Genomic DNA, 24,943 nt, shown 5'->3' on the forward strand with positions numbered 1-24,943 from the left:
AATACCAGGCATACCGCACATCCCCGGCCTACATTGGGAACACGTCACCGTCGACCGCCCGGGAGCCCGCCATGTCGGTCACCCATACCCTCGAGACCGACGTCCTGCGGCGGCAGGACCCGGCGATGGCCGAGATCCTGCTCGCGGAACTGGACCGGCAGTCCACCACCCTGCAGCTGATCGCCGCCGAGAACTTCTGCTCGCCGGCCGTGCTCGCCGCCCTCGGTTCCGCGCTCGCCAACAAGTACGCCGAGGGCTATCCCGGCGCCCGGCACCACGGCGGCTGCGAGATCGTGGACCTGGCCGAACGCGCCGCCATCGACCGGGCCAAGGAGCTGTTCGGCGCCGAACACGCCAACGTCCAGTCCCACTCCGGCTCTTCGGCCGTCCTGGCCGCCTACGCCGCCCTGCTGCGCCCCGGCGACACCGTCCTCGCCCTCGGTCTCCACTACGGCGGCCATCTCACCCACGGCTCACCCGCGAACTTCTCCGGCCGCTGGTTCGACTTCGTCGGCTACGGGGTGGACGCGGAGACCGGGCTCATCGACCACGACCAGGTGCGCCATCTGGCCCTGGGCCACCGCCCCAAGGCGATCGTGTGCGGCTCGATCGCCTATCCCCGGCACATCGACTACGCCTTCTTCCGTGAGGTCGCCGACGAGGTCGGGGCCTATCTGATCGCCGACGCCGCGCACCCGATCGGGCTGGTCGCCGGCGGCGCGGCGCCGAACCCGGTGCCGTACGCCGACATCGTGTGCGCGACCACCCACAAGGTGCTGCGCGGTCCGCGCGGCGGGATGATCCTGTGCGGGAGCGAGCTGGCCGAGCGCGTCGACCGGGCGGTGTTCCCGTTCACCCAGGGCGGCGCGCAGATGCACACGATCGCCGCGAAGGCCGTCGCGTTCGGCGAGGCGGCGACACCGGCCTTCGCCGTGTACGCCCACCAGGTGGTCGCCAACGCACGGGTGCTCGCCGGTCATCTGGCTGCCGAGGGCCTCACCGTCAGCACCGGCGGCACGGACACCCATCTGATCACCGCCGACCCGGCCCCGCTCGGGGTGGACGGCCGCAGCGCGCGCGGCCGGCTCGCCGCCGCCGGGATCGTCCTGGACTGCTGCGCGCTGCCGCACGGCGACGGCCGCGGCCTGCGCCTGGGCACGGCGGCGGTGACCACGCAGGGCATGGGAGAGCCGGAGATGGTGCGGATCGCCGCGCTGATGGCGGCCGTGCTGCGCGGCGAGACCGATCCGGCCACCGCCCGGGACGAGGTGCGTACCCTCACCGCCGGCTTTCCGCCGTATCCGGGCTGACAGGGCATCGGCACAGCCGTGCCTCCGGTGATCCAAATCACAAGGTGAAGCTTCTGTGTCCCTTGTGGGCCGGTGATGGTCATGACAAGCTGCTGATTGCACAAAACGGGGGTAAAGACGTCATGCCCCTGCGTTCTCTTGTGTGGCCGAAAAGGCCCGATTATGTGGGTGAGAGAGGCAGGAAATGCAATTCAAGCGTGGAATTCGGTCGGTGCTGGTCGCGGCGATGGCACTCGGAGCCGTTGGGCTCTTCTCGGGCAATGCGAGCGCCGCAACCAGCGGTAACGGGTACTGCGAATCCGGGGACATCTGCCTCTTCTACCTCAAGCAGGAGGGCGGATACGTCTTCGACCCGGAGATGAACATCCCGAACTTCGCTCCGATGGACTACACCCGCAACACCAACATCTCCCCGAACGACAACACCATGTCGTACTGGAACCGCTCCTCCAAGACCTGGCACGTCTACACCGACTCCTTCCGTGGCGGCATCCACGGCTGGATTCCCGCAGGGTTCAAGGGCGACGCGTCGACGAACTTCCAGAACTCCATCTCGTCCGCGTACGACTTCGACTGATCGGCCCCTCGGGCTGACTGCCGCGAAACGAGTGACGAGTGGCCGCCTCACTGTTTCACAGGTGCGGGCGGCCATTCGTTTTGTCAATGGAGAAGTCATGGCTCTTGCGAACCTGAGGGCGCTGGGAACGAAGTCCGCCGGATGTCTGGCCGTGGCCGCTGCTCTGTTGCTGAGCGGCTGCTCCAGCTCCTCTGACTCGAGGGAGGGCTCCGGATCGTCGAAGCTCCCCGACGTCGGCACCGCACCCGAGGTGGTCCGGTCCGCCGACCTGAAGTACCCTCTGCAGGCCTTCGTCCCGACGGCGGACGAGATCAGAAAGCTGACACAGGCACAACAGATCCTGACGCGGCAGTGCATGCGGCGGTTCGGGTTCGCCTACGACGAGCAGGGCACCGCATCGTCGGGTGACGCGTCGGACACCGCGCGCCGCTACGGCCTCTCCGACGCCAGGCAGGCGAAACGGTACGGATATGCGGACCCGGAGACTCCGCCCGCCGGTCATGGCGGCGGCCGCGAACCCTCGCCGGCGATGCTCGCCGTGCTGAACGGCGATCCGAATGTCAACCCCGACTCCCTGCCCAGGACCGAGGCGGAGGCGGAGGCGAAGCGGGGCCATGGTGTCCCCGCGGGAGGGTGCGCCAGGGAGTCGTATCTGAAGCTCTACGCTCCGAAAAAGGGAATGATCGACGTCACGTTCGCCCAGCTGCTGGAACGCGACGCCTATCTGAAGTCCCGCAAGGACCCCCGCGTCACCGCCGTCGTCACGAAGTGGTCGGCGTGCATGCGCGATGGCGGCTACACCGTCAAGGACCCCGTGAACCCGATGAAGGAACTCGGCGTGGAGAAGGATCCGTCCAGTGATGCCGCGGTGAAGGCGGCCGTACTGGACGTGCAGTGCAAGGCGAAGGTCAATCTGGTGGGTGTCTGGTTCTCCGTGGAGTCGGCCTATCAGAAGCGCGCCATCGCTGCCAACGTCGCAGTCCTCTCCACGTACCGGCAGCAGAGCCGGGACCGTCTTCGCTATGCGGATGCACTGGTCACCGGAAAACCGGCGAAGTAAGCGAAGTAGCGGACCCGCCCCGGCTCCGCCCGGGCGCGTCAGCACCGCCGCCTCGCCCGCCGACGATCGGGGTGTGCTGGTCCGAGCCGGCGGATTTGCGCCGTATCCCGGCTGAAAGGGGGTAGGCGTCAGACCCGTACAGCCTGTTGTGCGCCGTCGTACACAGCCACACGTGCAACCATCCTTGCTACCCGGATGTCCCCATCCATATACGTCCGCCGCTAGGGTGTGGGGCTGTGATGGCCAGCGAGACTCGTGGGGAAGCCCGTGCGTGAATACCTGCTGACGCTCTGCATCACGGCCGCGGTGACGTATCTGCTGACAGGGCCGGTACGGAAGTTCGCGATCGTGGCCGGGGCGATGCCGGAGATCCGGGCGCGTGACGTGCACCGGGAACCAACTCCGCGCCTCGGCGGTATCGCCATGTTCTTCGGCCTGTGCGCGGGTCTGCTGGTTGCGGACCACCTAGCGAATCTCAGCTGGGTGTTCGAGAAGTCCAACGAGCCGCGGGCGCTGCTCTCGGGCGCGGCGCTGATCTGGCTGATCGGCGTCCTGGACGACAAGTTCGAGATCGACGCCCTGATCAAGCTCGGCGGGCAAATGATCGCCGCGGGCGTCATGGTCATGCAGGGTCTGACGATCCTGTGGCTGCCGATCCCCGGCGTGGGCACGGTGGCGCTGACCCAGTGGCAGGGCACCCTGCTGACGGTGGCCTTGGTCGTGATCACCATCAACGCGGTGAACTTCGTCGACGGTCTCGACGGGCTCGCCGCGGGCATGGTGTGCATCGCAGCGACCGCGTTCTTCATGTATGCCTACCGGATCTGGTTCGGCTACAACATCGAGGCCGCCGCTCCTGCGACCCTGTTCGCGGCCATCCTGATCGGCATGTGTCTGGGGTTCCTGCCGCACAACATGCATCCGGCGCGGATCTTCATGGGAGATTCGGGCTCGATGCTGATCGGCCTGGTGCTGGCCGCCGGCGCCATCTCGGTCACCGGCCAGCTGGACCCGGACGTGATGAAGCTGTTCTCCGGCTCCGAGCGGAACTCGGTGCACCAGATGGTGCCGGTCTACATCCCGCTGTTGATGCCGCTGACGATCATCGCGGTGCCGGCGGCGGACCTGGTCCTCGCGATCGTCCGGCGCACCTGGCGCGGTCAGTCGCCGTTCGCGGCCGACCGCGGCCATCTGCACCACCGCCTGCTCCAGATCGGCCACTCGCACAGCCGCGCGGTGCTGATCATGTACTTCTGGTCGGCGCTGATCGCGTTCGGCGCGCTGGCCTACTCGGTCAACTCGGCCTCGATGTGGATCGTGCTCGGCGTGGTCTTCCTCAGCGCGGTCGGTCTGGTCCTGCTGCTGCTCCCGCGCTTCACGCCGCGGGTGCCGGTGTGGGCTCAGCGCTTCGTGCCGCCCCGCTACCGGCTGCTCCGCCGTGCTGCCGAGGCCGCTGTGGCAGGCGAGGCAGACGAGCCGCTGGAGCCGCACGAGGCCACGGAGCGAGCCCCCGTCGCCGCCGGCGTCTCGGGCGTCAACGGAGCGACCGCGATCGGCGCTCGTTCGCGTTTCCTTGACCGGGGCTGACCCATCCAAGGTAAGAATCTGACTAGAGCATTGCCAACGCGTGGGGGTGCAAAGGCCCCCAATACCAGACAACCGGGCCTGGTTTTTGCACAGACGCGCACTGTCAGTCTCATGTGTGACAGTGCGCACACCTACCAGGTAAAGACCTCATCAAATAGTTTGTGATACGGTTCACGAGAACCCGGATAGAACCGAAGGACCGCAGTACGGCGGTCCCTTGGTGTGAGGTCTCGATCACTCAGCCCGGGACTACGCTCGTCCATGACGACACCCTGCCCCCTGTGAAAGCGGAGTTGCCGCCATGCCGTCCAATGACGCCCGGAACCTACTGCAGATCGCTGTGCCCGCAGCGGCTGCAGGCGCGATCGCCGTCGCCGTGAGCGCCGCGGTCGCGGGGGGCAAGGGTGCGCTCGGTGCGGCTGTCGGTACGGTGCTGGCCATCCTGTTCATGGGACTCGGCCTCTACGTGCTGCAGTGGACGGCAAAAACGCTCCCGCAGCTGTTCCAGGCGATGGGCCTCATGCTCTACATGGCCCAGTTGCTGCTCCTCTTCATCTTCGTCGCCGTCTTCAAAGGCACCTCCCTCTTCAACGGCAAGGCGTTCGCCGTGGGGATCGTGGTCACGACCGTCGCGTGGATGGCCGCGCAGGCCCGCGCGCACCTGAAGGCCAAGATCTTCTATATCGACCCCGACTCCGCGAAGAGTGACAAGCCCGAGAAGACAGGGCCGTCGTCGTGAGGGGTAGGGGCGGGATAAAGGCCTGTGAGATCTCCTGCTATCGTCCGGTGCCAACTGCGGCATCGCGGGCGCGGGCATCTGAGCTGACGCCTGCTCGATCGCGAGGCTCGATGCCCCCCAGCCGCCCCCACATCCGTAACACCAGTCCGGTGCCGATCCGCGGCCGCGCGCCGCGCCGACACAACGAGGTTGCCGTACCCATGCGTCACGCCGAAGGAGCCCGCGGTGAGTGCTGACCAGACCCAGCTCGCCTTTGACTGGAGTTGTCGGATCATGTCCGACAACGGGTGTGGCTTCCCGGCCCCGGGCCTGCAGTCCTTCCTCTTCAAGCCGATGGCCACGGTCGGGGGCTTCGAGTTCAACAAGGTGATGCTGCTCGCGCTCATCACCTCCGTGCTCGTGGTCGCCTTCTTCTGGGCGGCCTTCGGCCACGCCAAGGTCGTCCCCGGCAAGCTGCAGATGATCGGCGAGGCCGGCTACGACTTCGTGCGCCGCGGGATCGTGTACGAGACCCTGGGCAAGCGCGAGGGCGAGAAGTGGGTGCCGTTCATGGTCTCCCTCTTCTTCTTCGTCTGGATCATGAACATCTGGTCCGTGATCCCGCTGGCCCAGTTCCCGGTCTCCTCGGTCATCGCCTTCCCGATGGTCCTCGCCGCGATCGTCTGGATCCTGTGGGTCGGGCTGACGTTCAAGCGCCACGGCTTCGTCGGCTTCTTCAAGAACGTCACGGGCTACGACAAGACGCTCGGCGCGGTGCTCCCGCTCGTCATGGTCATCGAGTTCTTCTCGAACCTGTTCGTCCGCCCGTTCACGCACTCGGTGCGACTCTTCGCCAACATGTTCGCCGGTCACCTGATGCTGGTGATGTTCACCGTCGCCTCCTGGTACCTGCTGAACAGCTGGATGATCCCGGCCGCCGGTGTCTCCTTCGTGATGACGATGGCCATGATCTGCTTCGAGCTTTTCGTCCAGGCCGTCCAGGCGTACGTCTTCGTACTGCTGGCCTGCTCCTACATTCAGGGCGCTCTCGCCGAGCACCACTGAGCCCCACCACACCCCCCGGTCGTCCGGTGGCCAACCCCCACCGGTCCGTAAAGAGAAGGAAGATTCAGCATGGCTGCCACTGAGACCCTCGCCGCTGTCTCCGGTTCCATCGGTTCTGTCGGTTACGGCCTCTCCGCCATCGGCCCCGGCATCGGCGTCGGCATCATCTTCGGTAACGGCACCCAGGCGCTCGCCCGCCAGCCCGAGGCCGCGGGTCTGATCCGCGCCAACCAGATCCTCGGTTTCGCCTTCTGTGAGGCGCTCGCCCTCATCGGCATCGTTATGCCGTTCGTGTTCGGTACGAAGTAAGACTTCCTCACCGACACGTTTCGACGAAAGGCACTGATGTGATCGCCAACCTGGCACAGCTGGCGGCCGAGGAGACGAAGCAGAACCCGCTCGTCCCCGCCGGTCCCGAGCTGCTCGTCGGCACCATCGCCTTCGCCATCGTGTTCTTCTTCTTCTGGAAGAAGCTGCTTCCGAACATCAACAAGGTTCTGGAGGAGCGCCGCGCGGCGATCGAAGGCGGTATCGAAGAGGCCGACGCCATGAAGGTCGAGGCCCAGAGCGTCCTTGAGCAGTACAAGGCTCAGCTCGCCGAAGCCCGGCACGAGGCCGCGCGCCTGCGCCAGGAGGCGCAGGAGCAGGGTGCCGCGCTCATCGCCGAGATGCGGGCCGAGGGCCAGCGGCAGCGCGAGGAGATCGTCGCCGCGGGTCACACCCAGATCGAGGCCGACCGCAAGGCCGCTGCCCAGACTCTGCGTCAGGACGTCGGCAGGCTCGCCACCGAACTGGCCGGCAAGCTCGTCGGCGAGTCCCTCGAGGACCACGCCCGCCAGAGCCGTGTGATCGACCGCTTCCTCGACGAGCTCGAGGAGAAGGCCGAGGCCACGCGATGAACGGAGCGAGCCGCGAGGCCCTGGCAGCCGCAGGTGAGCGTCTCGACGCGCTGACGGACTCCACGTCCGTGGACGCCGCTTCGCTCGCCGACGAGCTGGCGGCCGTCACCGCGCTGCTCGACCGCGAGGCCGGCCTGCGCCGGGTCCTCACCGACCCGGCGCAGCCCGCAGAGGCCAAGGCGCAGCTGGTCCAGCGTCTGATCGGTGGCCAGGTCAGCGGGTCCGCCGCCGACCTGGTGGCCGGGATGGCGCGCTCCCGCTGGTCGCAGCCCCGCGACCTGGTGGACGCGCTGGAGGAGCTGGCGAGCATCGCCGACCTCACCGCCGCGGAGAAGACGGGCACCCTCGACGACGTCGAGGACGAGCTGTTCCGGTTCGGCCGGATCGTCTCCTCCAGCACCGAGCTGCGCGCCGCGCTGACCGACCGCGCCGCCGGCACGGCGGCCAAGACGGAGCTGCTGCACCGGCTGCTCGGCGGACGGGCCAAGCCGGTCACCGAGCGTCTGGTGGTGCGCCTTGTGACCGCGCCGCGTGGACGTAGCCTGGAAGCGGGACTGGAGTCCCTGTCCAAGCTGGCCGCCGAGCGCCGGGACCGCATGGTCGCCGTCGTCACCTCGGCGGTGCCGCTGAGCGACGGCCAGAAGCAGCGCCTCGGCGCCGCCCTCGCCAAGCTCTACGGTCGTCGGATGCACCTCAACCTGGACGTGGACCCCGAGGTCATCGGCGGTATCCGGGTGCAGGTCGGTGACGAGGTCATCAACGGCTCCCTCGCGGACCGGCTGGATGACGCCGCCCGCCGCATGGCGAGCTAGCAGCAACTCGATATTTCGAGAAAAGCAGTACGTACTTACGGCCCTGGTTGGGCCGTGCAGAGGATTCCTGGGGGTCGCCCCCAGACCCCCCAAGTGAAACTTCGGGCCCAACAAGGAGAGCAGGGAACCCAGATGGCGGAGCTCACGATCCGGCCGGAGGAGATCCGGGACGCGCTGGAGAACTTTGTCCAGTCGTACAAGCCGGACGCGGCCTCGCGCGAGGAGGTCGGTACGGTCACCCTTGCCGGCGACGGCATCGCGAAGATCGAGGGTCTTCCCTCGGCCATGGCCAACGAACTGCTGAAGTTCGAGGACGGCACCCTCGGCCTCGCCCTCAACCTCGAGGAGCGCGAGATCGGTGCCATCGTCCTCGGTGAGTTCAGCGGCATCGAGGAGGGTCAGCCGGTCACCCGCACCGGTGAGGTCCTCTCCGTCGCGGTCGGCGAGGGCTACCTCGGCCGTGTCGTCGACCCGCTCGGCAACCCGATCGACGGCCTCGGCGAGATCGAGACCGACAGCCGCCGTGCCCTTGAGCTGCAGGCCCCCACGGTCATGCAGCGCAAGTCGGTGCACGAGCCGATGGAGACGGGCTACAAGGCCGTCGACGCGATGACCCCGATCGGCCGCGGTCAGCGTCAGCTGATCATCGGTGACCGCCAGACCGGCAAGACCGCCCTGGCCGTCGACACGATCATCAACCAGCGCGACAACTGGCGCACCGGCGACCCCAAGAAGCAGGTCCGCTGCATCTACGTCGCCATCGGCCAGAAGGGCTCCACCATCGCCGGCGTGCGCCGCGCGCTGGAGGAGAACGGCGCCCTGGAGTACACGACCATCGTCGCCGCCCCGGCGTCCGACCCGGCCGGCTTCAAGTACCTGGCGCCGTACACCGGTTCGGCCATCGGTCAGCACTGGATGTACCAGGGCAAGCACGTCCTGATCATCTTCGACGACCTCTCGAAGCAGGCCGACGCCTACCGCGCCGTGTCCCTGCTGCTGCGCCGCCCGCCGGGCCGTGAGGCCTACCCGGGTGACGTCTTCTACCTGCACTCCCGGCTGCTGGAGCGCTGCGCCAAGCTCTCCGACGACATGGGTGCCGGTTCGATGACCGGTCTGCCGATCGTCGAGACCAAGGCCAACGACGTCTCGGCGTTCATCCCGACCAACGTCATCTCCATCACCGACGGCCAGTGCTTCCTGGAGTCGGACCTGTTCAACGCCGGTCAGCGTCCCGCGCTGAACGTCGGTATCTCCGTCTCCCGAGTCGGTGGTTCCGCGCAGCACAAGGCGATGCGCCAGGTCTCCGGCCGTCTCCGTGTGGACCTCGCCCAGTTCCGTGAGCTGGAGGCGTTCGCCGCCTTCGGTTCCGACCTGGACGCGGCCTCGAAGGCCCAGCTGGAGCGCGGTTCGCGCATGGTCGAGCTGCTGAAGCAGGACCAGTACCAGCCGATGGCCACCGAGGACCAGGTCGTCTCCGTCTGGGCCGGTACCAACGGCCGTATGGACGACGTGCCGGTCGCCGACATCCGCCGCTTCGAGAAGGAACTGATCGACTTCCTGCACCGGAAGCACCAGGGCCTGATGACCTCCATCAAGGAGGGCGCCAAGATGTCCGACGACACGATCCAGGCGATCGACGACGCGGTGGCCGAGTTCAAGAAGCAGTTCGAGACCTCGGACGGCAAGCTGCTCGGCGAGGACGTCCCTGCCGCTGCCGCCAAGTGACGTAAGGAAGGGACCTGACTCATGGGAGCCCAGCTCCGGGTCTACAAGCGTCGCATCCGATCCGTCAGCGCGACCAAGAAGATCACCAAGGCGATGGAGATGATCGCCGCCTCGCGCGTCGTCAAGGCGCAGCGCAAGGTGGCGGCCTCCACGCCGTACGCGACCGAGCTGACGCGCGCGGTCACGGCGGTCGGCACCGGCTCGAACACCAAGCACCCGCTCACCACGGAGGCGGAGAACCCGACCCGTGCCGCGGTCCTGCTCCTCACGAGCGACCGCGGTCTGGCCGGCGCCTTCAACTCCAACGCCATCAAGACGGCGGAGCAGCTGACCGAGCGCCTGGAGCGCGAGGGCAAGCAGGTCGACACGTACATCGTCGGCCGGCGCGGTGTCGCCCACTACAACTTCCGTGAGCGCAAGGTCGCGGAGTCGTGGACGGGCTTCACGGACGAGCCGACGTACGCGGACGCCAAGAAGGTCGCGGCGCCCCTGATCGAGGCCATCGAGAAGGAGACGGCGGCCGACGGTGTGGACGAACTCCACATCGTCTACACCGAGTTCGTCTCGATGATGACGCAGACGGCGCTGGACGCCCGGCTGCTGCCGCTGCGCCTCGAAGAGGTCGCCGAGGAGGCTCACCCCAAGGGGGAGATCCTTCCGCTGTACGACTTCGAGCCCTCGGCGGAGGACGTCCTCGACGCCCTGCTGCCGCGCTACGTGGAGAGCCGTATCTACAACGCGCTGCTCCAGTCGGCCGCTTCGAAGCACGCCGCCACGCGGCGCGCGATGAAGTCGGCCACCGACAACGCCGGTGAGCTCATCGAGAACCTCACCCGGCTTGCCAACGCGGCCCGCCAGGCCGAAATCACCCAGGAAATCAGCGAGATCGTCGGTGGCGCGAGCGCCCTGGCCGACGCGACCGCGGGGAGTGACCGATAAATGACCACCACTGTTGAGACCGCGACGGCTACGGGCCGCGTCGCCCGGGTCATCGGCCCGGTCGTCGACGTGGAGTTCCCCGTCGACGCGATGCCGGACATCTACCAGGCCCTGCACGTCGAGGTCGCCGACCCGGCCAACGCGGGCGAGAAGAAGACGCTGACCCTGGAGGTCGCCCAGCACCTGGGTGACGGCCTGGTCCGCGCGATCTCCATGCAGCCGACCGACGGTCTGGTCCGCCAGGCCCCGGTCGTCGACACCGGCGCGCCGATCTCGGTGCCGGTCGGCGACTTCACCAAGGGCAAGGTGTTCAACACCCTCGGTGAGGTGCTGAACGTCGACGAGACCTACGACGGCGAGCGCTGGCCGATCCACCGCAAGGCCCCGAACTTCGACGAGCTCGAGTCCAAGACCGAGATGTTCGAGACGGGCGTCAAGGTCATCGACCTGCTCACCCCGTACGTCAAGGGCGGCAAGATCGGCCTGTTTGGCGGCGCCGGCGTCGGCAAGACGGTGCTCATCCAGGAGATGATCTACCGTGTCGCCAACAACCACGAGGGTGTCTCCGTGTTCGCCGGTGTCGGCGAGCGCACCCGTGAGGGCAACGACCTCATCGAGGAGATGACCGACTCGGGCGTCATCGACAAGACCGCGCTGGTCTTCGGCCAGATGGACGAGCCCCCGGGCACCCGTCTGCGCGTCGCGCTGGCCGGCCTGACCATGGCCGAGTACTTCCGTGACGTCCAGAAGCAGGACGTGCTGTTCTTCATCGACAACATCTTCCGCTTCACGCAGGCCGGTTCCGAGGTCTCCACGCTGCTCGGCCGTATGCCGTCCGCGGTGGGTTACCAGCCGAACCTGGCCGACGAGATGGGCATCCTGCAGGAGCGCATCACCTCGACCCGTGGTCACTCGATCACCTCGATGCAGGCGATCTACGTCCCCGCCGACGACCTGACCGACCCGGCCCCGGCGACCACCTTCGCCCACCTCGACGCGACGACGGTTCTCTCCCGTCCGATCTCCGAGAAGGGCATCTACCCGGCCGTGGACCCGCTGGACTCGACGTCCCGGATCCTGGACCCGCGCTACATCGCGCAGGACCACTACAGCGCGGCCATGCGCGTGAAGAACATCCTGCAGAAGTACAAGGACCTGCAGGACATCATCGCGATCCTCGGTATCGACGAGCTCGGCGAGGAGGACAAGCTCGTCGTCCACCGTGCCCGTCGCGTGGAGCGCTTCCTGTCCCAGAACACCCACGTCGCCAAGCAGTTCACCGGCGTGGACGGTTCGGACGTGCCGCTGGACGAGACGATCGCCGCGTTCAACGCGATCTGCGACGGCGAGTACGACCACTTCCCGGAGCAGGCGTTCTTCATGTGCGGTGGCCTTGAGGACCTCAAGGCCAACGCCAAGGAGCTGGGCGTCTCCTGAGCCTCGTGCTCTGACCGAGGGGGCGGGTGCGTCCCGCCCCCTCATCCACGCCCACTAGAATTGACCCCAACACCCGGCGCCCCTGCCGGGTGGTGACCCGAGGAGCCACCCTTGGCTGCTGAGCTGCACGTCGAGCTGGTCGCCGCCGACCGCCAGGTCTGGTCCGGCGAGGCCACCCTGGTCGTCGCGCGCACCACGTCCGGCGACATCGGCGTCATGCCCGGTCACCAGCCGCTGCTCGGTGTGCTGGAGTCGGGCCCGGTGACCATCCGTACGAGTGACGGTGGAACGGTCGTCGCCGCGGTGCACGGCGGTTTCATCTCGTTCGCGGACAACAAGCTGTCCCTGCTGGCCGAGATCGCCGAGCTGTCGGACGAGATCGATGTCCAGCGCACGGAGCGGGAGCTGGAGCGCGCGAAGGCGGAGGGCGACGCCGCCGCCGAGCGCCGCGCAGACGTCCGCCTGCGTGCGGCGGCGGCGCGCTGAACCAGCCGCGCGATACGTTGACGTCACTCAGCCGCGGCCGGCCCGGAGCAATCCGGTGCCGGTCGCGGCTGAGGTAGATGTGGGTGTTTTTCCGGTTTCATTACTCAGTGACAGAAGCAGTTCCCCTACCTAGGAGACGAGGAGGTCGGTGCCGATGGTCCTCGCTCTGACTGTGTGCGGGATCGTGGTCGCGCTCGTGGTGGTGGGACTGTTCCTGTTCGGGCTGCGCCGCCGGCTCATCCAGCGCTCCGGCGGCACCTTCGACTGTTCCCTGCGCTGGGACGTGGCCGAGAAACCGGACGCGGGCGGCAAGGGCTGGTCCTACGGCGTCGCCCGCTACAACGGCGACCGCATCGAGTGGTACCGCGTCTTCTCCTACGCCTTCCGGCCCCGCCGCACCCTGGAGCGGGCGCAGATCGAGGTGGCCGGCCGTCGGCTGCCCGAGGGCGAGGAGGAGCTGGCGCTGCTGTCCGACGCGGTGGTCCTGGCCTGTACCCATCGGGGCACGCGCCTCGAACTCGCCATGAGCGAAGACGCGCTGACCGGATTCCTCGCGTGGCTGGAGGCAGCCCCGCCCGGTCAGCGCGTCAACGTCGCTTAAGAGCTGTTTACAGGTTGCTGCTGATGGCGTTCACCAGCTCACCGTTGCTGGTGTCGCCGCTGAACTCCCAGAAGAACGCGCCGCCCAGGCCCTGGGACTTGGCCCAGCTCATCTTGCCGGCGATGGTCGACGGGGTATCGTACGACCACCAGTTGCTGCCGCAGTGCGCGTACGCCGTGCCCGCGACGGTGCCGGTGACCGGGCAGGACGTCTTGAGCACCTTGTAGTCCTCGATGCCCTGTTCGTAGGTGCCGGCCGCGGGTCCCGTGGCCGTGCCGCCCGGGGCGTCCTGGGTGACGCCGGTCCAGCCACGGCCGTAGAGGCCGATGCCGATGAGCAGCTTGGACGCGGGGACGCCGATGGACCTGTACTTGGCGATCGCGTCGGCCGTGTCGAACCCGGCCTTCGGGATGCCGCTGTACGAGGTGAGCGGGGAGTGCGGGGCGGTCGGACCCTGCGCGTCCCAGGCGCCGAAGAAGTCGTACGACATCACGTTGTACCAGTTGACGTAACTAGCGGCGCCCGCGTAGTCCGCGGCCTCGATCTTGCCGCCGGAGGAGCCGTCCGCGGTGACGGCCGCGGTGACCAGGGCGCTGGAGCCGAACTTGGCGCGCAGTGCGGCCATGACGTTCTTGAAGGCCGCGGCCCCGCTGGTGTCGCAGGACAGCCCGCAGGCGTTCGGGTACTCCCAGTCGATGTCGATGCCGTCGAAGACGTCGGCCCAGCGCGAGTCCTTCACCAGGTTGTAGCAGGAGTCCGCGAAGGCCGTCGGGTTGGCCGCGGCCTGGGCGAAGCCGCCGGACCAGGTCCAGCCGCCGAAGGACCACAGCACCTTGATGTTCGGGTACTTGGCCTTCAGCTCGCGCAGCTGGTTGAAGTTGCCGCGCAGCGGCTGGTCCCAGGTGTCGGCGACGCCGCTGACCGACTGGTCGGCGGTGAACGCCTTGTCGTAGTCGGCGTAGGAGTCGCCGATCGCGCACTGGCCGTTCGTGACGTTGCCGAAGGCGTAGTTGATGTGCGTGATCTTCGCGGCCGAGCCGGACGTCACCAGGTTCTTGACGTTGTAGTTGCGGCCGTAGATGCCCCACTCGGTGAAGTAGCCGAGCTTGACCTTGTCGCCGGTGGTCGGGGGAGTGGTGGTGCCGCCGGTGGTGTGCACCTTGACCGCGCCGCTGACCGGTCCGGTCTGGTCGGCGGTGTCGCGGGCCTGCACGGTGTAGGAGTAGTCGGTGCCGGCGCTCAGCCCGCTGTCCGTGTACGACGTGGTGGTCACGGTGCCGACGACCTTGCCGTCGCGCAGCACGTCGTAGTTCTTGATTCCCTTGTCATCGGTGGCCGCGCCCCAGCTGAGCTTCACCGAGGTGTCGGTGATGTTCGAGGCGGTGGGCGTGCCGGGGGCGCTCGGGGCGGCGTCGCCGGGGACGGTCGTACCGTCACAACTGTCGCCGTTCAGCTTGCAGTTGGACGGGGAGCCGGAGCCCGCGCCGTTGAAGCCGAAGGAGACGGAGGCGCCGGGGGCGATGGTCCCGTTGTAGGACTTGTTCTTGGCGGTCCAGTGGGTGCCGGAGCTGGTGACGTCCGCGTCCCAGGCCGAGGTGACGGACGTACCGGAGGGGAAGTCCCACTCGATCGTCCAGGAACTGATGGCCGTGGTGCCGGTGTTCTTCACCGTCCACTTGCCCTCGAAGCCGGTGCCCCAGTCCTGGGTCTTGGCGTACGTCGCCGTGGCGGTGGTCGCGGCCTGGGCGGGGCTCGCGAGACCGACGAGGCCGGCCAGGGGGAGCAACAGGGTCGCGAACCCTGCCGCGGCTCTGTGTCTGAAGCGCATGCTGCGCCTCCTCGTTATGGGGTTGTGGGATGTGGGGATGTCAGGGGCATGACTGAGCCTTCACGCCCACGGTGCTGCGAGGGTAGAAAGGTCTGGACCATAGGTCAATAGGTCTGGACCAATTGCCTGGCAGGTGTCGCTAGATCCCCAACTCCTGTGCCAGTACCGCCGCTTGGACCCGGCTGCGCAGCTCCAGCTTGGCCAGCAGGCGACTGACGTGCGTCTTGACCGTGCCCTCGGCCATCCCCAGCCGCCCCGCGATCTCCGCGTTCGACAGCCCCTGCCCGACGCAGGACAGTACCTCGCGCTCGCGCCGGGTCAGACCGTCGAGGACGGCCGGGTCGGCCTTCGCCTCCCGCACCGGTCCGGCCGCGAACTCGGCGATCAGCCGCCTGGTCACGGCCGGTGCGACGATCCCCTCGCCGCGCGCCACCGTGCGGACGGCCGTCACCAGGTCCTTGGCCTCGGCGTTCTTCAGCAGGAACCCGGCGGCTCCGGCCCGCAGGGCCCCGAAGACGTACTCGTCGAGGTCGAAGGTGGTCAGGACGAGGACGTCCGCGAGTCCTTCGGCGACGATCTGCCGGGTCGCCGACACCCCGTCCAGGCGGGGCATCTGTACGTCCATCAGCACGACGTCGGGCCTGATCTGCCGGGCCAGCTCCACCGCCCGCTCGCCGTCCGCGGCCTCGCCGACCACCTCGATGCCGAGCGCACTGCGCAGGATCAGGACGAGTCCGGCGCGGACGGCGGACTGGTCCTCGGCGACGAGGACATGGATGGGCCGGTTCATGCGGGGGCTCCTTCGGTGAGCGGAAGACTGGCGCGTACGGCCCACAGCCCGGCTTCGGGTCCGGCCGCGAAGCCGCCGCCGAGCAGCGTCGCCCGCTCCCGCATCCCGGTGAGCCCGGAGCCCGAGCCGGGGGCGCGCGGGGTGTCACCGGGCCGGTAAGGGCTCGTGACCTCGACGTGCAGAGTGCCGTCGGCCTGCCGCAGGGCGACCCGGACGGGCCCCGGCGCGGCGTGCTTGAGCGCGTTGGTCAGCGACTCCTGCACGATCCGGTAGGCGGCCAGCTCCACCGGCGCCGGCACCCGGCCGTGCCCGGCGTCGAGCCGGACGTCCAGGCCGTTCGCGCGGGCGCCCTCGACCAGCGTGGCCAGGCCGTCGAGCGTCGGTGTGGCGGTCGGCTCCAGGTCGCCGCCGCTGTCCCGCAGGATGCCGATCAGCCGCCGCATCTCGGCGAGCCCCGCCACGCTGTTCTCCCGGATCACGGCCAGGGCCTCCCGGGAGGTCCCCGGATCGTCCAGGGACAGCGCGGCCGTGGAGTGGATGGCGATCGCCGACAGGTGATTGGCGACCATGTCGTGCAACTCCCGTGCCATCCGCGCCCGTTCGGCCGTCACCGCCTGGGTGCGGTCCATCTCGGCGAGCAGCGCGGTCTGTTCGGCGCGCAGCCGGGCGGCCTCGGCGGCGTCACGGTGGTTGCGCACCACCCAGCCGGTCGCGGCGGGCGCCAGCGCCACCACGCCGACGCCGACCCCGATCAGCAGCGCCTGCGGATCGCGCCAGAGCGCGGCCGGTACGACTCCGCCGAGCACCGTCAGCAGCCCGGTGATCCAGGGGATGCGGCGGGCCGAGGACGGGGTGCCGTACAGGACGGCCGCGTACATCAGGTCGGTGTACAGCACGATCGTGACGATGCTGCCCAGCGTCACCGTGTCCAGGGTCAGCGCGAGCGTGCCGACCAGCAGGCCGAGCCGGGGACGGGTGCGGCGCAGCGGCTCGCACGCGGCCGTCACGGCCAGCGGCACCAACGGCGCCCAGGGGGCGGCCCATTGCACCAGCGGGTCCGAGGGCACCCGCGGATGGATCCCCAACAGCCACAGCAGCACCCCGCCGACCAGCCCGCCCACGGCGATCCGCATGTCGTCGCGGTGGGGGCGGGGGAGTGCGAGAGCCATGCCCTTATCCAACACGGCCCACAGCAACCCCGCTTGCTCCCTGGGCACGGTCCTGGACTGCGACTTTCGCTTACCCCGGGTTTCGCCCGCACCGACGACGATCCGCGCCCCGGGCGCCGGGAGCCTGGAGGGGTGAGCGAGGGTCCGAAGCGGTGAGGGAAGGGGACGAGCCGTGATCGTCGGGTTGATCATCGCCTGCGAGGTGGCGTTCTGGGTGCTGCTGGCGGCCGGACTGGCCGTGCGCTACCTGCTGAAATGGCGCCGTACGAGCGTGGTGTTGCTTTTGTGTGAGCCCCTGCTGGAGCTGATGCTGTTCGTCGTGACCGCGATCGACCTGAAGAACGGCGCCGCACCGGACTGGCGGCACGGACTGGCCGCCGTCTACATCGGCTTCACGGTCGGCCTCGGCCACTCCACCCTCACATGGGCGGACGCCTGGGTGGCCCACCGCTTCGCGGGCGGCCCGCCCCCGGTCAAGCCCCCGAAGTACGGCAGGGCCCGCGCCGTCCACGAGTGGAAGGTCGCGGGCCGCTGGATCCTCGCCTGCGCGGTCGGCCTCGCCCTGCTCCAGGCCGCCGCCTGGTACGTCGGCGACGGCCGCGACACCGATCCGCTGCGGGCCTGGCAGCTGCGGCTGCTCGTGGTCCTCGCCATCAACCTGGTCATCGCCGTCAGCTACACGGTGTTCCCGAAACGGGAGCCGGCCGGGCAGCGCCCCAGGCGCGAGCCTCAGCGCCGCCCCTGACCCGGCAGCCCTCGCCAGCACTGCCGCACGCCTGGCGCGGGGTCGTACGCTGACCGGCGACGAGGAGGGGGCGCATGACGGACACGGTGGGCTCCGGTGCGGTGCTGGTCGTCGACGACGACGCGGCGATCCGGCGCTCGCTGGAGCGCGGACTCAGGTTGAGCGGGTTCGGGGTGCGGACCGCCGCCGACGGGCCCGAGGCGCTGGCGGCGATCCGGGACGCGGCGCCCGACGTCCTGGTGCTCGACGTGTCGATGCCCGGCATGAGCGGCATCGAGGTGTGCACCCGGCTGCGCGACGAGGGCCGGGACCTGCCCGTGCTGATGCTCTCCGCGCTGGACGAGACCGCCGACCGGATCGCCGGGCTCCAGGCGGGCGGCGACGACTACCTGGTCAAGCCGTTCGCCCTGCAGGAACTGGTGCTGCGGCTGCGCGCTCTGCTGCGCCGCCGTCCGCCCACCGGCCGCGCGGAGCTGCGGGTCGCGGGCCTGGTGATCGACCCGGCCGCCCGCACCGCCGAGCGGGACGGCAGGCCCCTGGACCTCACCCGGCGCGAGTTCGAGCTGCTGGAGGTGCTCGCCCGCAACGCCGGACTGGTCCTCACCCGCGACCAGCTCCTGGAGCGGGTGTGGGGCTACGACTTCGACGTGCGCACCGACGCCGTCGACACCTTCGTCAGCTATCTGCGGCGCAAACTGGAGGCGGACGGGCAGCCCCGGCTGATCCACACCGTGCGCGGCGTGGGCTTCGTCCTGAGGGAACGGCCATGAAGCTGTCCACCCGCATCGGTCTCGCCGTCGGCTGCACCGTCCCCCTGCTGGTGCTGGCCTGCGGCTGGCTGCTGCTGCACCTGGTCGCCCGCGATCTGCACCGCACCGAGGACCAGCATCTGCGGCAGCGTGCGGTGGCCGTCGCCCCGCAGGCCCGGGCGCTGCTGCGGGCCACGGCGGACGGCCGGCCCAAGGCGGCGGACACCCGGGAGAGGCAGCTGTTCAGCGCCGCGCTCGACGTCGGCGTACGCGTCGTCGGACCGGGCGCGGACTTCAGCGGCGGACCCCAGCCCGGCCCGGCCGTGGCCCTGCCCGAGGGGTCCTCCGGCTTCGTCACCGTCCGCGAGGGCGGGCGCGGTTGGCGGGCCCTGGCCCGGCCCCTGAAGGGCCCCACCGTCTCCGGCACGCTGTGGGTCTTCTCGCCCGACACCGCCGACCGCACCCAACTCGGCCTCGTCCGGCGCCGGGTGATCCTCACCGCCGTACTCGCCGCACCCCTGTCCGGGCTGCTCGCCTGGGGTCTGGCCACCGGTGCGAGCGCGCCCCTCGCCCGTCTCACCCGCCGTACCGCCGGCCTCGACCCGCGCACCAGCACGGCCCGGCTCCCCGAGGAGCGGACCGGGGTGCGCGAGGTCGACGAGCTGGCCGCGACCCTCAGGACTGTGCTCGCCCGCTACGACGAGCAGGCCGCCCGCACCGCCGAGGCCCTCGACACCGCCCGGTCCTTCTCCTCCGCCGCCGCGCACGAACTGCGCACCCCGCTGATGAGCATGGGCACCAACCTCGACATCCTCGGCGACCACCCCGACCTGCCGGACCCCGACCGCACCGAGGTGCTCGCCGACCTGCGGGGCGAGCACGCCCGGCTGCTGGGCCTGCTGGTGATGCTGCGCGAGCTGGGGCGCGGGGACCTGGTGGAGGCGGAGGCGTTCCGGGAGGTCGACCTGTCCGAGGTCGCCGACGCGGCCGTCGCCGAGGCCCGCCGCCGCGCCCCGGACGCCGACATCGCCCTGGACGCGGCACCCGGGCTCACCGTGCACGGCTGGGAACCGGGCCTGCGCCTGCTGCTGGACAACCTGCTCGGCAATGCCCTCGCCCACGGCCGGGACGCGGCGGGCCGGGCACGGGTACGGGTCGGAGTGCACGGCACGGCCGAGCACGTCCGCATCACCGTGGACGACCACGGGCCCGGAATACCGCCGGTCGCCCGCGCCCGGATCTTCGAGCGGTTTCAGCGGGGCCCCGACAGCGCCGGCTCCGGACTCGGCCTCACCCTCGTCGCCCAGCAGGCGGCCCTGCACCGGGGGAGCGTCACCGTGAGCGAGGGGCCGGGCGGCACCGGGGCGCGCTTCGAGGTACGGCTGCCGTCGGGCGGCGCGGACCTGCCCGGCCGCCGGGACTGGCTGATCGGTACAGCCGGGGCAAACCGGTCACAGAGTTTCCCCAAAGACCCTTCCTAACCTCCGTCGCGTGGCCGGACGACCGACCCGTCCGGGAAACGAACGGAGAGACAGGAGAGACGGATGAACGGACGACGACGTACGCGCACCCTGCTCGCCGGGTGCGCCGTGGCGGCCGTACTCGCGGGCACCGCCGGAGTGGCCGCGGCCGACAGCAGCACCCCCACCAGTACCCCCGCGTCCGGTCCCACCGGCGACGGCGCGCACGCGCTGTGCAAGCGCGTGCCCAGGATCGACCGCCGGATCGAGCGGGCCCTGAAGCGGCTGGACGCCGGGCCAGGCACCCGTGGCTCGATCGCCCGCCTGCAGCAGCGCGTGGACAACGCGAAGAAGGCGGGCCACACCCAGGTCGCCACCTTCCTCCAGGACCGGCTGGACTTCCGCAAGTCGCTGGTCACGAACCTGCAGCAGCGGCAGAAGGACCTGAACGACGTGAAGACCTGGTGCCAGGCGGCCGGCGGCGGGAAGGCGGCGGGCTGATGCGGGTACGTCGGGCGGCGCTGCCGGCGGTGGCGCTGCTCGTGGCGCTCACCGCGGGCTGCGCGCACCACGAGGGGGCGTCCCCGAAGACACCGTCCGCCTCCGGCACACCCTCGGGCTACGCGGAGATGGAGAAGAAGGTGAACGCGGCGGAGTCCGCGGCGGCCGCCGCCGACCGCGACGCCGCCCGCGACGGCAACTGAGCTAGGCCCTGTCGTCAAACTCCCGCCTGCCCCGCGACGCCATGCACGCACCCTCGCCGCACCGGGCCCGGGCCCAAGTACGTCCAGTACGAGGGCCAGGGCCCGGCACGCCGAGAGCACGCACCTGACGCCGCGAGGCCCGCCCTCCGGGCGGACGGCGGGAGTTCGACGACAGGACCTAGCGCTCCCCGCCCGGGACCCAGAGCACGTCACCGGTGTCCTTGTTCGCGGTGCGGGCCAGGATGAACAGCAGGTCGGACAGGCGGTTGAGGTAGGTCGCGGTGAGCGGGTTCATGGCCTCGCCGTGCACCTCCAGGGCCGCCCAGGTGGAGCGCTCGGCCCGGCGTACGACGGTGCACGCCTGGTGCAGCAGGGCCGCGCCGGGCGTGCCGCCGGGCAGGATGAAGGAGCGCAGCTTCTCCAGCTCGGCGTTGAACCGGTCGCAGTCCGCCTCCAGCCGGTCGATGTAGAACTGCTCGACCCGCAGCGGCGGGAACTCCGGGTTCTCCACCACCGGCGTCGACAGGTCCGCACCCACGTCGAACAGGTCGTTCTGGACGCGGGTGAGGACCTTGACGACGTCCGCGTCCAGGCCGCCCAGCGCGATCGCGGTGCCGATCACCGCGTTGGCCTCGTTGGCGTCCGCGTAGGCGGAGATCCGGAGGTCGGTCTTGGCGACCCGGCTCATGTCACCGAGCGCGGTGGTGCCCTGGTCGCCGGTCCTGGTGTAGATGCGCGTCAGATTGACCATGTGGCCAGCCTAGTTACGCCCCGGCCGTCCGGAACACTCGTGTGCCCACCGTCACCGTCAGCGCCGCGAAACCGACGGCGACGAGGACGCCGTAGACCATGTGCGCACTCGCGTAGTGCCCGACGTACGCGTCGCGCACCGCGTCCACCAGGTAGCGGAACGGCACGAAGTGCGACAGCACGTTCAGCCAGGTGGGCGCGAGGGACATCGGGAGCATGAGGCCGGACAGCAGCATCGACGGCATCGACACCATGTTGATCAGCGGGCCGAACTCCTGCGGGGTGCGGACCTTCATGCCGAGCGCGTACGACAGCGCGGCCAGGGCGAGGGTGAGCACGGCCACGAAGGCGAAGCCGATCAGGATGCCCGCGAGGGGCGCGCGCAGGCCCATCGCCAGCGCGGCCAGCACCAGCAGCACCGCCTGGAAGACGAAGACCGTGGCGTCGCGCAGCACCCGGCCGAGCAGCAGGGCGAGCCGGCTGACCGGGGTCACCCGCATCCGCTCCACCACCCCCTGCCCCTTCTCGATGATGATCGTGAATCCGGCGAACAGGGCGCCGAACAGGTCGAGTTGGAGCAGCAGGCCGGGGACCAGCACCTGCCAGGAGCTGCCCGCGCCGCCCAGTGGCAGACCGGTGAGCAGCGGGCCGAAGAAGAGGAGATAGAGCAGCGGCGTGAGCACGCCGAAGAGCAGGGCGAACCGGGAGCGCAGGGACTGGCGCAGATAGCGGCCGTAGATGAGCGCGGTGTCGTTCAGGAGCATGCTGGATCCCTATACGGCGACGGGGGCGGCGTCGGCCGGGGCGGGGCCGCGGCCGGTGATGGCGAGGAAGGTGTCCTGGAGGGTGGCGTCGATCGAGCCGCCGTACCGGAGCTTGAGCGTGCCCGGCGTGCCCTCGGCGGCGACCGTGCCCCGGTCGACGATCACCAGACGGTCGGCGAGGGCGTCGGCCTCGTCCAGGTAATGGGTGGTCAGGAAGACGGTCGTGCCGTGCTCGTCGCGCAGCCGGCGGACCAGGTCCCACAGGTCGGCGCGGCTGCCCGGGTCGAGGCCGGTCGTCGGCTCGTCCAGGAACAGCACCTTCGGGCGGTGGGTGAGCGCCATCGCGATGTCCAGGCGGCGCCGCTGCCCGCCGGAGAGCGCGCCGGTCTTCCGGTCGAGGAGGCCGGAGAGGCCGAGCTCGCGGACCAGCTCCTCGGCCCGCTCGACCGCCTCGGTCTTCGTCAGGCGGTACATCCGCCCCTGGGTGACCAGCTCCTCCCGCACGGTGATCTGCGGGTCGACCCCGCCGGACTGGGCGACGTACCCGCTCGCCGCGCGCACCCCGGCCGGGTCCGTCGCCAGATCGTGCCCGGCGACGGTGGCGGCCCCGCCGGTCGGCTTCAGCAGGGTGGTGAGCATCCGCAGGGTGGTCGTCTTGCCGGCGCCGTTGGGCCCGAGGAAACCGAGGATCTCGCCCTCGCGGACGGCGAGATCGATGCCGCGCACGGCCTCCACGGGGCCGGCCTTGGTCTGGAAGGTGCGGGCGAGTCCCGCCGCGCTGATGACTGCTGCCATGCGCACCAGAAAAACAGAGTGCCTGAAAATTTGCAATGACACCAAGTTTCTGCATGGGCCCAAGTTTTCATGGGGCCCAGCGAAGTTAGGATGTGGGCATGGCAGAGGGGCTGAGGGAGCGGAAGAAGCGGCAGACCAGGCAGTACATCTCGGATGTCGCCACAGGTCTGTTCGTCGAGCGCGGCTTCGACGCGGTCACGGTCGCGGAGATCGCCGAGGCGGCGAACGTCTCCGTCAACACCGTCTACAACTACTTCCCCGCCAAGGAGGACCTCTTCTTCGACCGCTCCGCCGGCATGATCGACCGCCTCGCCCGCTGGGTCCGCGGCCGTCCCGAGGGTGAGTCGGCCGCCGCCGCCGTCCTGCGCGAACTGCGCGAGGAGGTCGAGGCCGTCTCCCCCCGGGTCGGCCTGCTCCCCGGCTACGCCGCCTTCATGAAGGTCATCGAGGAGGCCCCCGCCCTGCGCTCCCGCCTCTGGGCCCTCGCCCAGGAGGTCCAGGCCAACCTGGAAGAGGTCCTCCGCGAGGAGACCGGCGCACCCGCCGACGACGAACTCCCGCACCTGATGGCCGGTCAGATCGGCTGGATCCACAGCACGGTCATCGCGGTCATCGGCCGCGAGATGGTCAAGGGCCGCGATCCGCGCGAGGTCTCACGAGAGGTGCTGGTGCTGCTGGACGACATCGAGGACCTGCTGAGCGAACGGGTCCTCGACTATGCCGTGCGCACGGCAGGCCGGACGCCTTGAAGTTGGTCTGCGGTAACGCCGCTAGTGGAACGATCCGTCCCTGACGGCGCCGACGAACCGCGACCAGGAGCCGGTCGCGAAGACGAGGGCGGGGGCATCGGGGGTCTTGCTGTCACGGACGGGGACGGCGGAGGGGAAGGTGTCGCAGACTTCGAGGCACTCACCCCCGTCGGGGTTGCTGTAGGTGCTCTTGCGCCAGGTCACTCCGCTCGGGTCGATGGCTCGCACGGCACTTCCTCCAACATCCGCAGGATGAATTTCCGCGACTCGGCCGGGTTCAGCGCCTGGTCGCGCATCGCATCGTACGCACGTTGCAGGCACTCAACTGCGGCGTTTTCTTCGATCAGTTCACCACGGTATGCGTTCTCGGTGTACGCCACCGTAGTGCCGTTCGTCAGCCGCAGGAACATGACGGCAGTGCTCACCAAGCCGTGCAGACCGGCACTGTCCGGTAGTACCTGAAGGGCGATTCCCGGGCGTTCCGACGCCTCCAGGAGGTAGTCCAACTGCTCCCGCCACGCCCCCGCGTCGCGCAGCGGTGTGCGCAGCACCGGCTCGGCGATGAGGGCGCGGAACGGCGGGGCGTCCTCTCCCTCCAGGAGCAACCGCCGTCCGGTGCGCGCAGCGACCTGCTGGTCCAGTTCCTTGCCCTTGTAGCCGCCGAGCGCTAGCACCTCGCGCGCGTAGGAATCCGTCTGGAACAGACCGGGCAGGATGCTCACTCCGAAGTGCCACAGACTCACCGCCTCCGACTCCAGAACCATGTACCGCCGGTACTGCTCCTTGAACTGTGTCGGATCCCCCACGGCCATCTCCCACATCGCCAGCAGCAGTCCAGGCGTGCCGTAGAACTCGTCCAGCGCCTCGGCGACCTCCGGACTGCCCAGCGTCTCCCCGCTCTCCAGCTTCTTGAAGAGCGACGGGTCCCAGCCGACCGCGTTGGCCAGTCCGCGCAGGCTCAAGCCCCTGGAGGTGCGGAGGCGATGGAGTTCCTCCGCATAGCGCCGACGGGGCTCCTGGCTGCGTCCCGTGACCACCTTCCGCGCCGGCATGGCGCACCCCCTTCATGTGTAGCGGTCGGAACACGGAGCGTAGCGACATGGGCGTGATCGCCGTGCCGTTTCCGGGAGAAGATGCCGCCAACCGGCACGAACCCGCCAGGAATTGGTGGCCCGTGACGGGCGTCTCAGCCTCTGAGACCGTGACACGCGTTACTAACCGCTC

28 protein-coding genes are annotated in these 24,943 nt (G+C 69.4%); 20 read left to right on the forward strand and 8 right to left on the reverse strand.

All coding sequences use genetic code 11. From position 1 onward, the window contains the following. Window positions 1-71 precede the first annotated feature (71 nt). The 14 genes from ACZ418_RS39495 (at window position 72) to ACZ418_RS39560 (ending at window position 13,216) form a co-directional block, all read left to right on the forward strand. The gene (locus tag ACZ418_RS39495; protein ID WP_468372809.1) at window positions 72-1,310 is read left to right on the forward strand and encodes a serine hydroxymethyltransferase; all 1,239 of its coding nucleotides are present in this window, start codon (window positions 72-74) and stop codon (window positions 1,308-1,310) included. A gap of 184 nt (window positions 1,311-1,494) precedes the next feature. Next, the gene (locus ACZ418_RS39500; RefSeq protein ID WP_468372811.1) at window positions 1,495-1,887 is read left to right on the forward strand and encodes a peptidase inhibitor family I36 protein; all 393 of its coding nucleotides are present in this window, start codon (window positions 1,495-1,497) and stop codon (window positions 1,885-1,887) included. A gap of 97 nt (window positions 1,888-1,984) precedes the next feature. Beyond that, window positions 1,985-2,947 (forward strand): hypothetical protein, encoded by a 963-nt coding sequence (locus tag ACZ418_RS39505; RefSeq protein ID WP_468372813.1) that lies wholly within the window; start codon window positions 1,985-1,987, stop codon window positions 2,945-2,947. 267 nt (window positions 2,948-3,214) lie between these two features. Further along, window positions 3,215-4,534 (forward strand): MraY family glycosyltransferase, encoded by a 1,320-nt coding sequence (locus tag ACZ418_RS39510; RefSeq protein ID WP_468372815.1) that lies wholly within the window; start codon window positions 3,215-3,217, stop codon window positions 4,532-4,534. Window positions 4,535-4,835: 301 nt separating this feature from the next. Then, window positions 4,836-5,273: a hypothetical protein gene (locus ACZ418_RS39515; RefSeq protein ID WP_468372817.1), complete on the forward strand. Its 438-nt coding sequence runs from the start codon at window positions 4,836-4,838 to the stop codon at window positions 5,271-5,273. A gap of 273 nt (window positions 5,274-5,546) precedes the next feature. Further along, the gene (gene atpB, locus ACZ418_RS39520) at window positions 5,547-6,317 is read left to right on the forward strand and encodes a F0F1 ATP synthase subunit A (protein WP_468372976.1); all 771 of its coding nucleotides are present in this window, start codon (window positions 5,547-5,549) and stop codon (window positions 6,315-6,317) included. Window positions 6,318-6,386: 69 nt separating this feature from the next. Further along, window positions 6,387-6,626, forward strand: coding sequence for an ATP synthase subunit c family protein (locus ACZ418_RS39525; RefSeq protein ID WP_053670587.1), 240 nt, complete (start codon window positions 6,387-6,389; stop codon window positions 6,624-6,626). Between the two features lie 38 nt (window positions 6,627-6,664). Next, window positions 6,665-7,216, forward strand: a complete 552-nt coding sequence (locus ACZ418_RS39530) for a F0F1 ATP synthase subunit B (RefSeq protein ID WP_468372819.1) — start codon at window positions 6,665-6,667, stop codon at window positions 7,214-7,216. Further along, the gene (locus tag ACZ418_RS39535; RefSeq protein WP_468372821.1) at window positions 7,213-8,028 is read left to right on the forward strand and encodes a F0F1 ATP synthase subunit delta; all 816 of its coding nucleotides are present in this window, start codon (window positions 7,213-7,215) and stop codon (window positions 8,026-8,028) included. Before ACZ418_RS39530 ends, ACZ418_RS39535 begins: the two co-directional genes overlap by 4 nt. Window positions 8,029-8,160: 132 nt before the next feature. Continuing rightward, on the forward strand, window positions 8,161-9,753 hold the full coding sequence (atpA, locus tag ACZ418_RS39540) for a F0F1 ATP synthase subunit alpha (RefSeq protein ID WP_388620888.1): 1,593 nt from the start codon (window positions 8,161-8,163) through the stop codon (window positions 9,751-9,753). 21 nt (window positions 9,754-9,774) lie between these two features. Then, the gene (locus ACZ418_RS39545) at window positions 9,775-10,692 is read left to right on the forward strand and encodes a F0F1 ATP synthase subunit gamma (RefSeq protein WP_468372823.1); all 918 of its coding nucleotides are present in this window, start codon (window positions 9,775-9,777) and stop codon (window positions 10,690-10,692) included. Continuing rightward, window positions 10,693-12,129 carry a F0F1 ATP synthase subunit beta gene (gene atpD, locus ACZ418_RS39550; RefSeq protein ID WP_451005122.1) on the forward strand — a complete coding sequence of 479 codons (1,437 nt, stop codon included), beginning with the start codon at window positions 10,693-10,695 and terminating at the stop codon, window positions 12,127-12,129. A gap of 111 nt (window positions 12,130-12,240) precedes the next feature. Continuing rightward, complete coding sequence (locus ACZ418_RS39555; RefSeq protein WP_031171909.1) at window positions 12,241-12,615, forward strand: F0F1 ATP synthase subunit epsilon; 375 nt, start codon at window positions 12,241-12,243, stop codon at window positions 12,613-12,615. 154 nt (window positions 12,616-12,769) lie between these two features. Beyond that, entirely contained in the window at window positions 12,770-13,216 is a 447-nt protein-coding gene (locus ACZ418_RS39560; protein ID WP_330337788.1) for a DUF2550 domain-containing protein, read from the forward strand. Window positions 13,217-13,223: 7 nt separating this feature from the next. Here ACZ418_RS39560 and ACZ418_RS39565 read toward each other — a convergent pair whose 3' ends face one another. The 3 genes from ACZ418_RS39565 to ACZ418_RS39575 form a co-directional block, all read right to left on the reverse strand. Then, window positions 13,224-15,044 carry a glycosyl hydrolase family 18 protein gene (locus tag ACZ418_RS39565; RefSeq protein ID WP_468372827.1) on the reverse strand — a complete coding sequence of 607 codons (1,821 nt, stop codon included), beginning with the start codon at window positions 15,042-15,044 and terminating at the stop codon, window positions 13,224-13,226. Window positions 15,045-15,183: 139 nt separating this feature from the next. Continuing rightward, the gene (locus tag ACZ418_RS39570) at window positions 15,184-15,834 is read right to left on the reverse strand and encodes a response regulator (RefSeq protein WP_468372829.1); all 651 of its coding nucleotides are present in this window, start codon (window positions 15,832-15,834) and stop codon (window positions 15,184-15,186) included. Beyond that, window positions 15,831-17,003, reverse strand: a complete 1,173-nt coding sequence (locus ACZ418_RS39575; protein ID WP_468372832.1) for a sensor histidine kinase — start codon at window positions 17,001-17,003, stop codon at window positions 15,831-15,833. The genes ACZ418_RS39570 and ACZ418_RS39575 overlap by 4 nt, the downstream gene beginning before the upstream one ends. A gap of 172 nt (window positions 17,004-17,175) precedes the next feature. On the opposite strand from ACZ418_RS39575, the gene ACZ418_RS39580 reads away from it, so the two are divergent. The 5 genes from ACZ418_RS39580 (at window position 17,176) to ACZ418_RS39600 (ending at window position 20,661) form a co-directional block, all read left to right on the forward strand. Next, window positions 17,176-17,748 carry a hypothetical protein gene (locus ACZ418_RS39580; protein ID WP_468372834.1) on the forward strand — a complete coding sequence of 191 codons (573 nt, stop codon included), beginning with the start codon at window positions 17,176-17,178 and terminating at the stop codon, window positions 17,746-17,748. Between the two features lie 74 nt (window positions 17,749-17,822). After that, complete coding sequence (locus ACZ418_RS39585) at window positions 17,823-18,518, forward strand: response regulator transcription factor (protein ID WP_468372836.1); 696 nt, start codon at window positions 17,823-17,825, stop codon at window positions 18,516-18,518. Then, the gene (locus tag ACZ418_RS39590) at window positions 18,515-19,978 is read left to right on the forward strand and encodes an ATP-binding protein (RefSeq protein ID WP_468372838.1); all 1,464 of its coding nucleotides are present in this window, start codon (window positions 18,515-18,517) and stop codon (window positions 19,976-19,978) included. Before ACZ418_RS39585 ends, ACZ418_RS39590 begins: the two co-directional genes overlap by 4 nt. A gap of 63 nt (window positions 19,979-20,041) precedes the next feature. Further along, window positions 20,042-20,458 carry a hypothetical protein gene (locus tag ACZ418_RS39595; RefSeq protein ID WP_468372840.1) on the forward strand — a complete coding sequence of 139 codons (417 nt, stop codon included), beginning with the start codon at window positions 20,042-20,044 and terminating at the stop codon, window positions 20,456-20,458. Beyond that, on the forward strand, window positions 20,458-20,661 hold the full coding sequence (locus ACZ418_RS39600) for a hypothetical protein (RefSeq protein WP_468372842.1): 204 nt from the start codon (window positions 20,458-20,460) through the stop codon (window positions 20,659-20,661). The genes ACZ418_RS39595 and ACZ418_RS39600 overlap by 1 nt, the downstream gene beginning before the upstream one ends. A gap of 178 nt (window positions 20,662-20,839) precedes the next feature. Here ACZ418_RS39600 and ACZ418_RS39605 read toward each other — a convergent pair whose 3' ends face one another. From ACZ418_RS39605 to ACZ418_RS39615, 3 genes are read right to left on the reverse strand one after another with little or no spacing between them, the layout of a single operon-like run. Then, the gene (locus ACZ418_RS39605; protein ID WP_468372844.1) at window positions 20,840-21,412 is read right to left on the reverse strand and encodes a cob(I)yrinic acid a,c-diamide adenosyltransferase; all 573 of its coding nucleotides are present in this window, start codon (window positions 21,410-21,412) and stop codon (window positions 20,840-20,842) included. Window positions 21,413-21,425: 13 nt separating this feature from the next. Then, on the reverse strand, window positions 21,426-22,175 hold the full coding sequence (locus ACZ418_RS39610; RefSeq protein WP_468372847.1) for an ABC transporter permease: 750 nt from the start codon (window positions 22,173-22,175) through the stop codon (window positions 21,426-21,428). Window positions 22,176-22,184: 9 nt separating this feature from the next. Then, complete coding sequence (locus ACZ418_RS39615; RefSeq protein ID WP_468372849.1) at window positions 22,185-22,970, reverse strand: ABC transporter ATP-binding protein; 786 nt, start codon at window positions 22,968-22,970, stop codon at window positions 22,185-22,187. A 98-nt stretch (window positions 22,971-23,068) separates the two neighbouring features. Between ACZ418_RS39615 and ACZ418_RS39620 the strand changes: the two genes are divergently transcribed. Then, complete coding sequence (locus tag ACZ418_RS39620; RefSeq protein ID WP_468372852.1) at window positions 23,069-23,719, forward strand: TetR/AcrR family transcriptional regulator; 651 nt, start codon at window positions 23,069-23,071, stop codon at window positions 23,717-23,719. 21 nt (window positions 23,720-23,740) lie between these two features. Here the strand turns inward: ACZ418_RS39620 and ACZ418_RS39625 are convergent, their stop codons facing one another. Further along, window positions 23,741-23,947: a DUF397 domain-containing protein gene (locus tag ACZ418_RS39625; RefSeq protein ID WP_468372855.1), complete on the reverse strand. Its 207-nt coding sequence runs from the start codon at window positions 23,945-23,947 to the stop codon at window positions 23,741-23,743. Beyond that, window positions 23,920-24,771 (reverse strand): helix-turn-helix domain-containing protein, encoded by an 852-nt coding sequence (locus ACZ418_RS39630; protein ID WP_468372858.1) that lies wholly within the window; start codon window positions 24,769-24,771, stop codon window positions 23,920-23,922. The genes ACZ418_RS39625 and ACZ418_RS39630 overlap by 28 nt, the downstream gene beginning before the upstream one ends. Between the last annotated feature and the right edge of the window lie 172 nt (window positions 24,772-24,943).

It is taken from the genome of Streptomyces sp. NPDC030820, assembly GCF_055572075.1.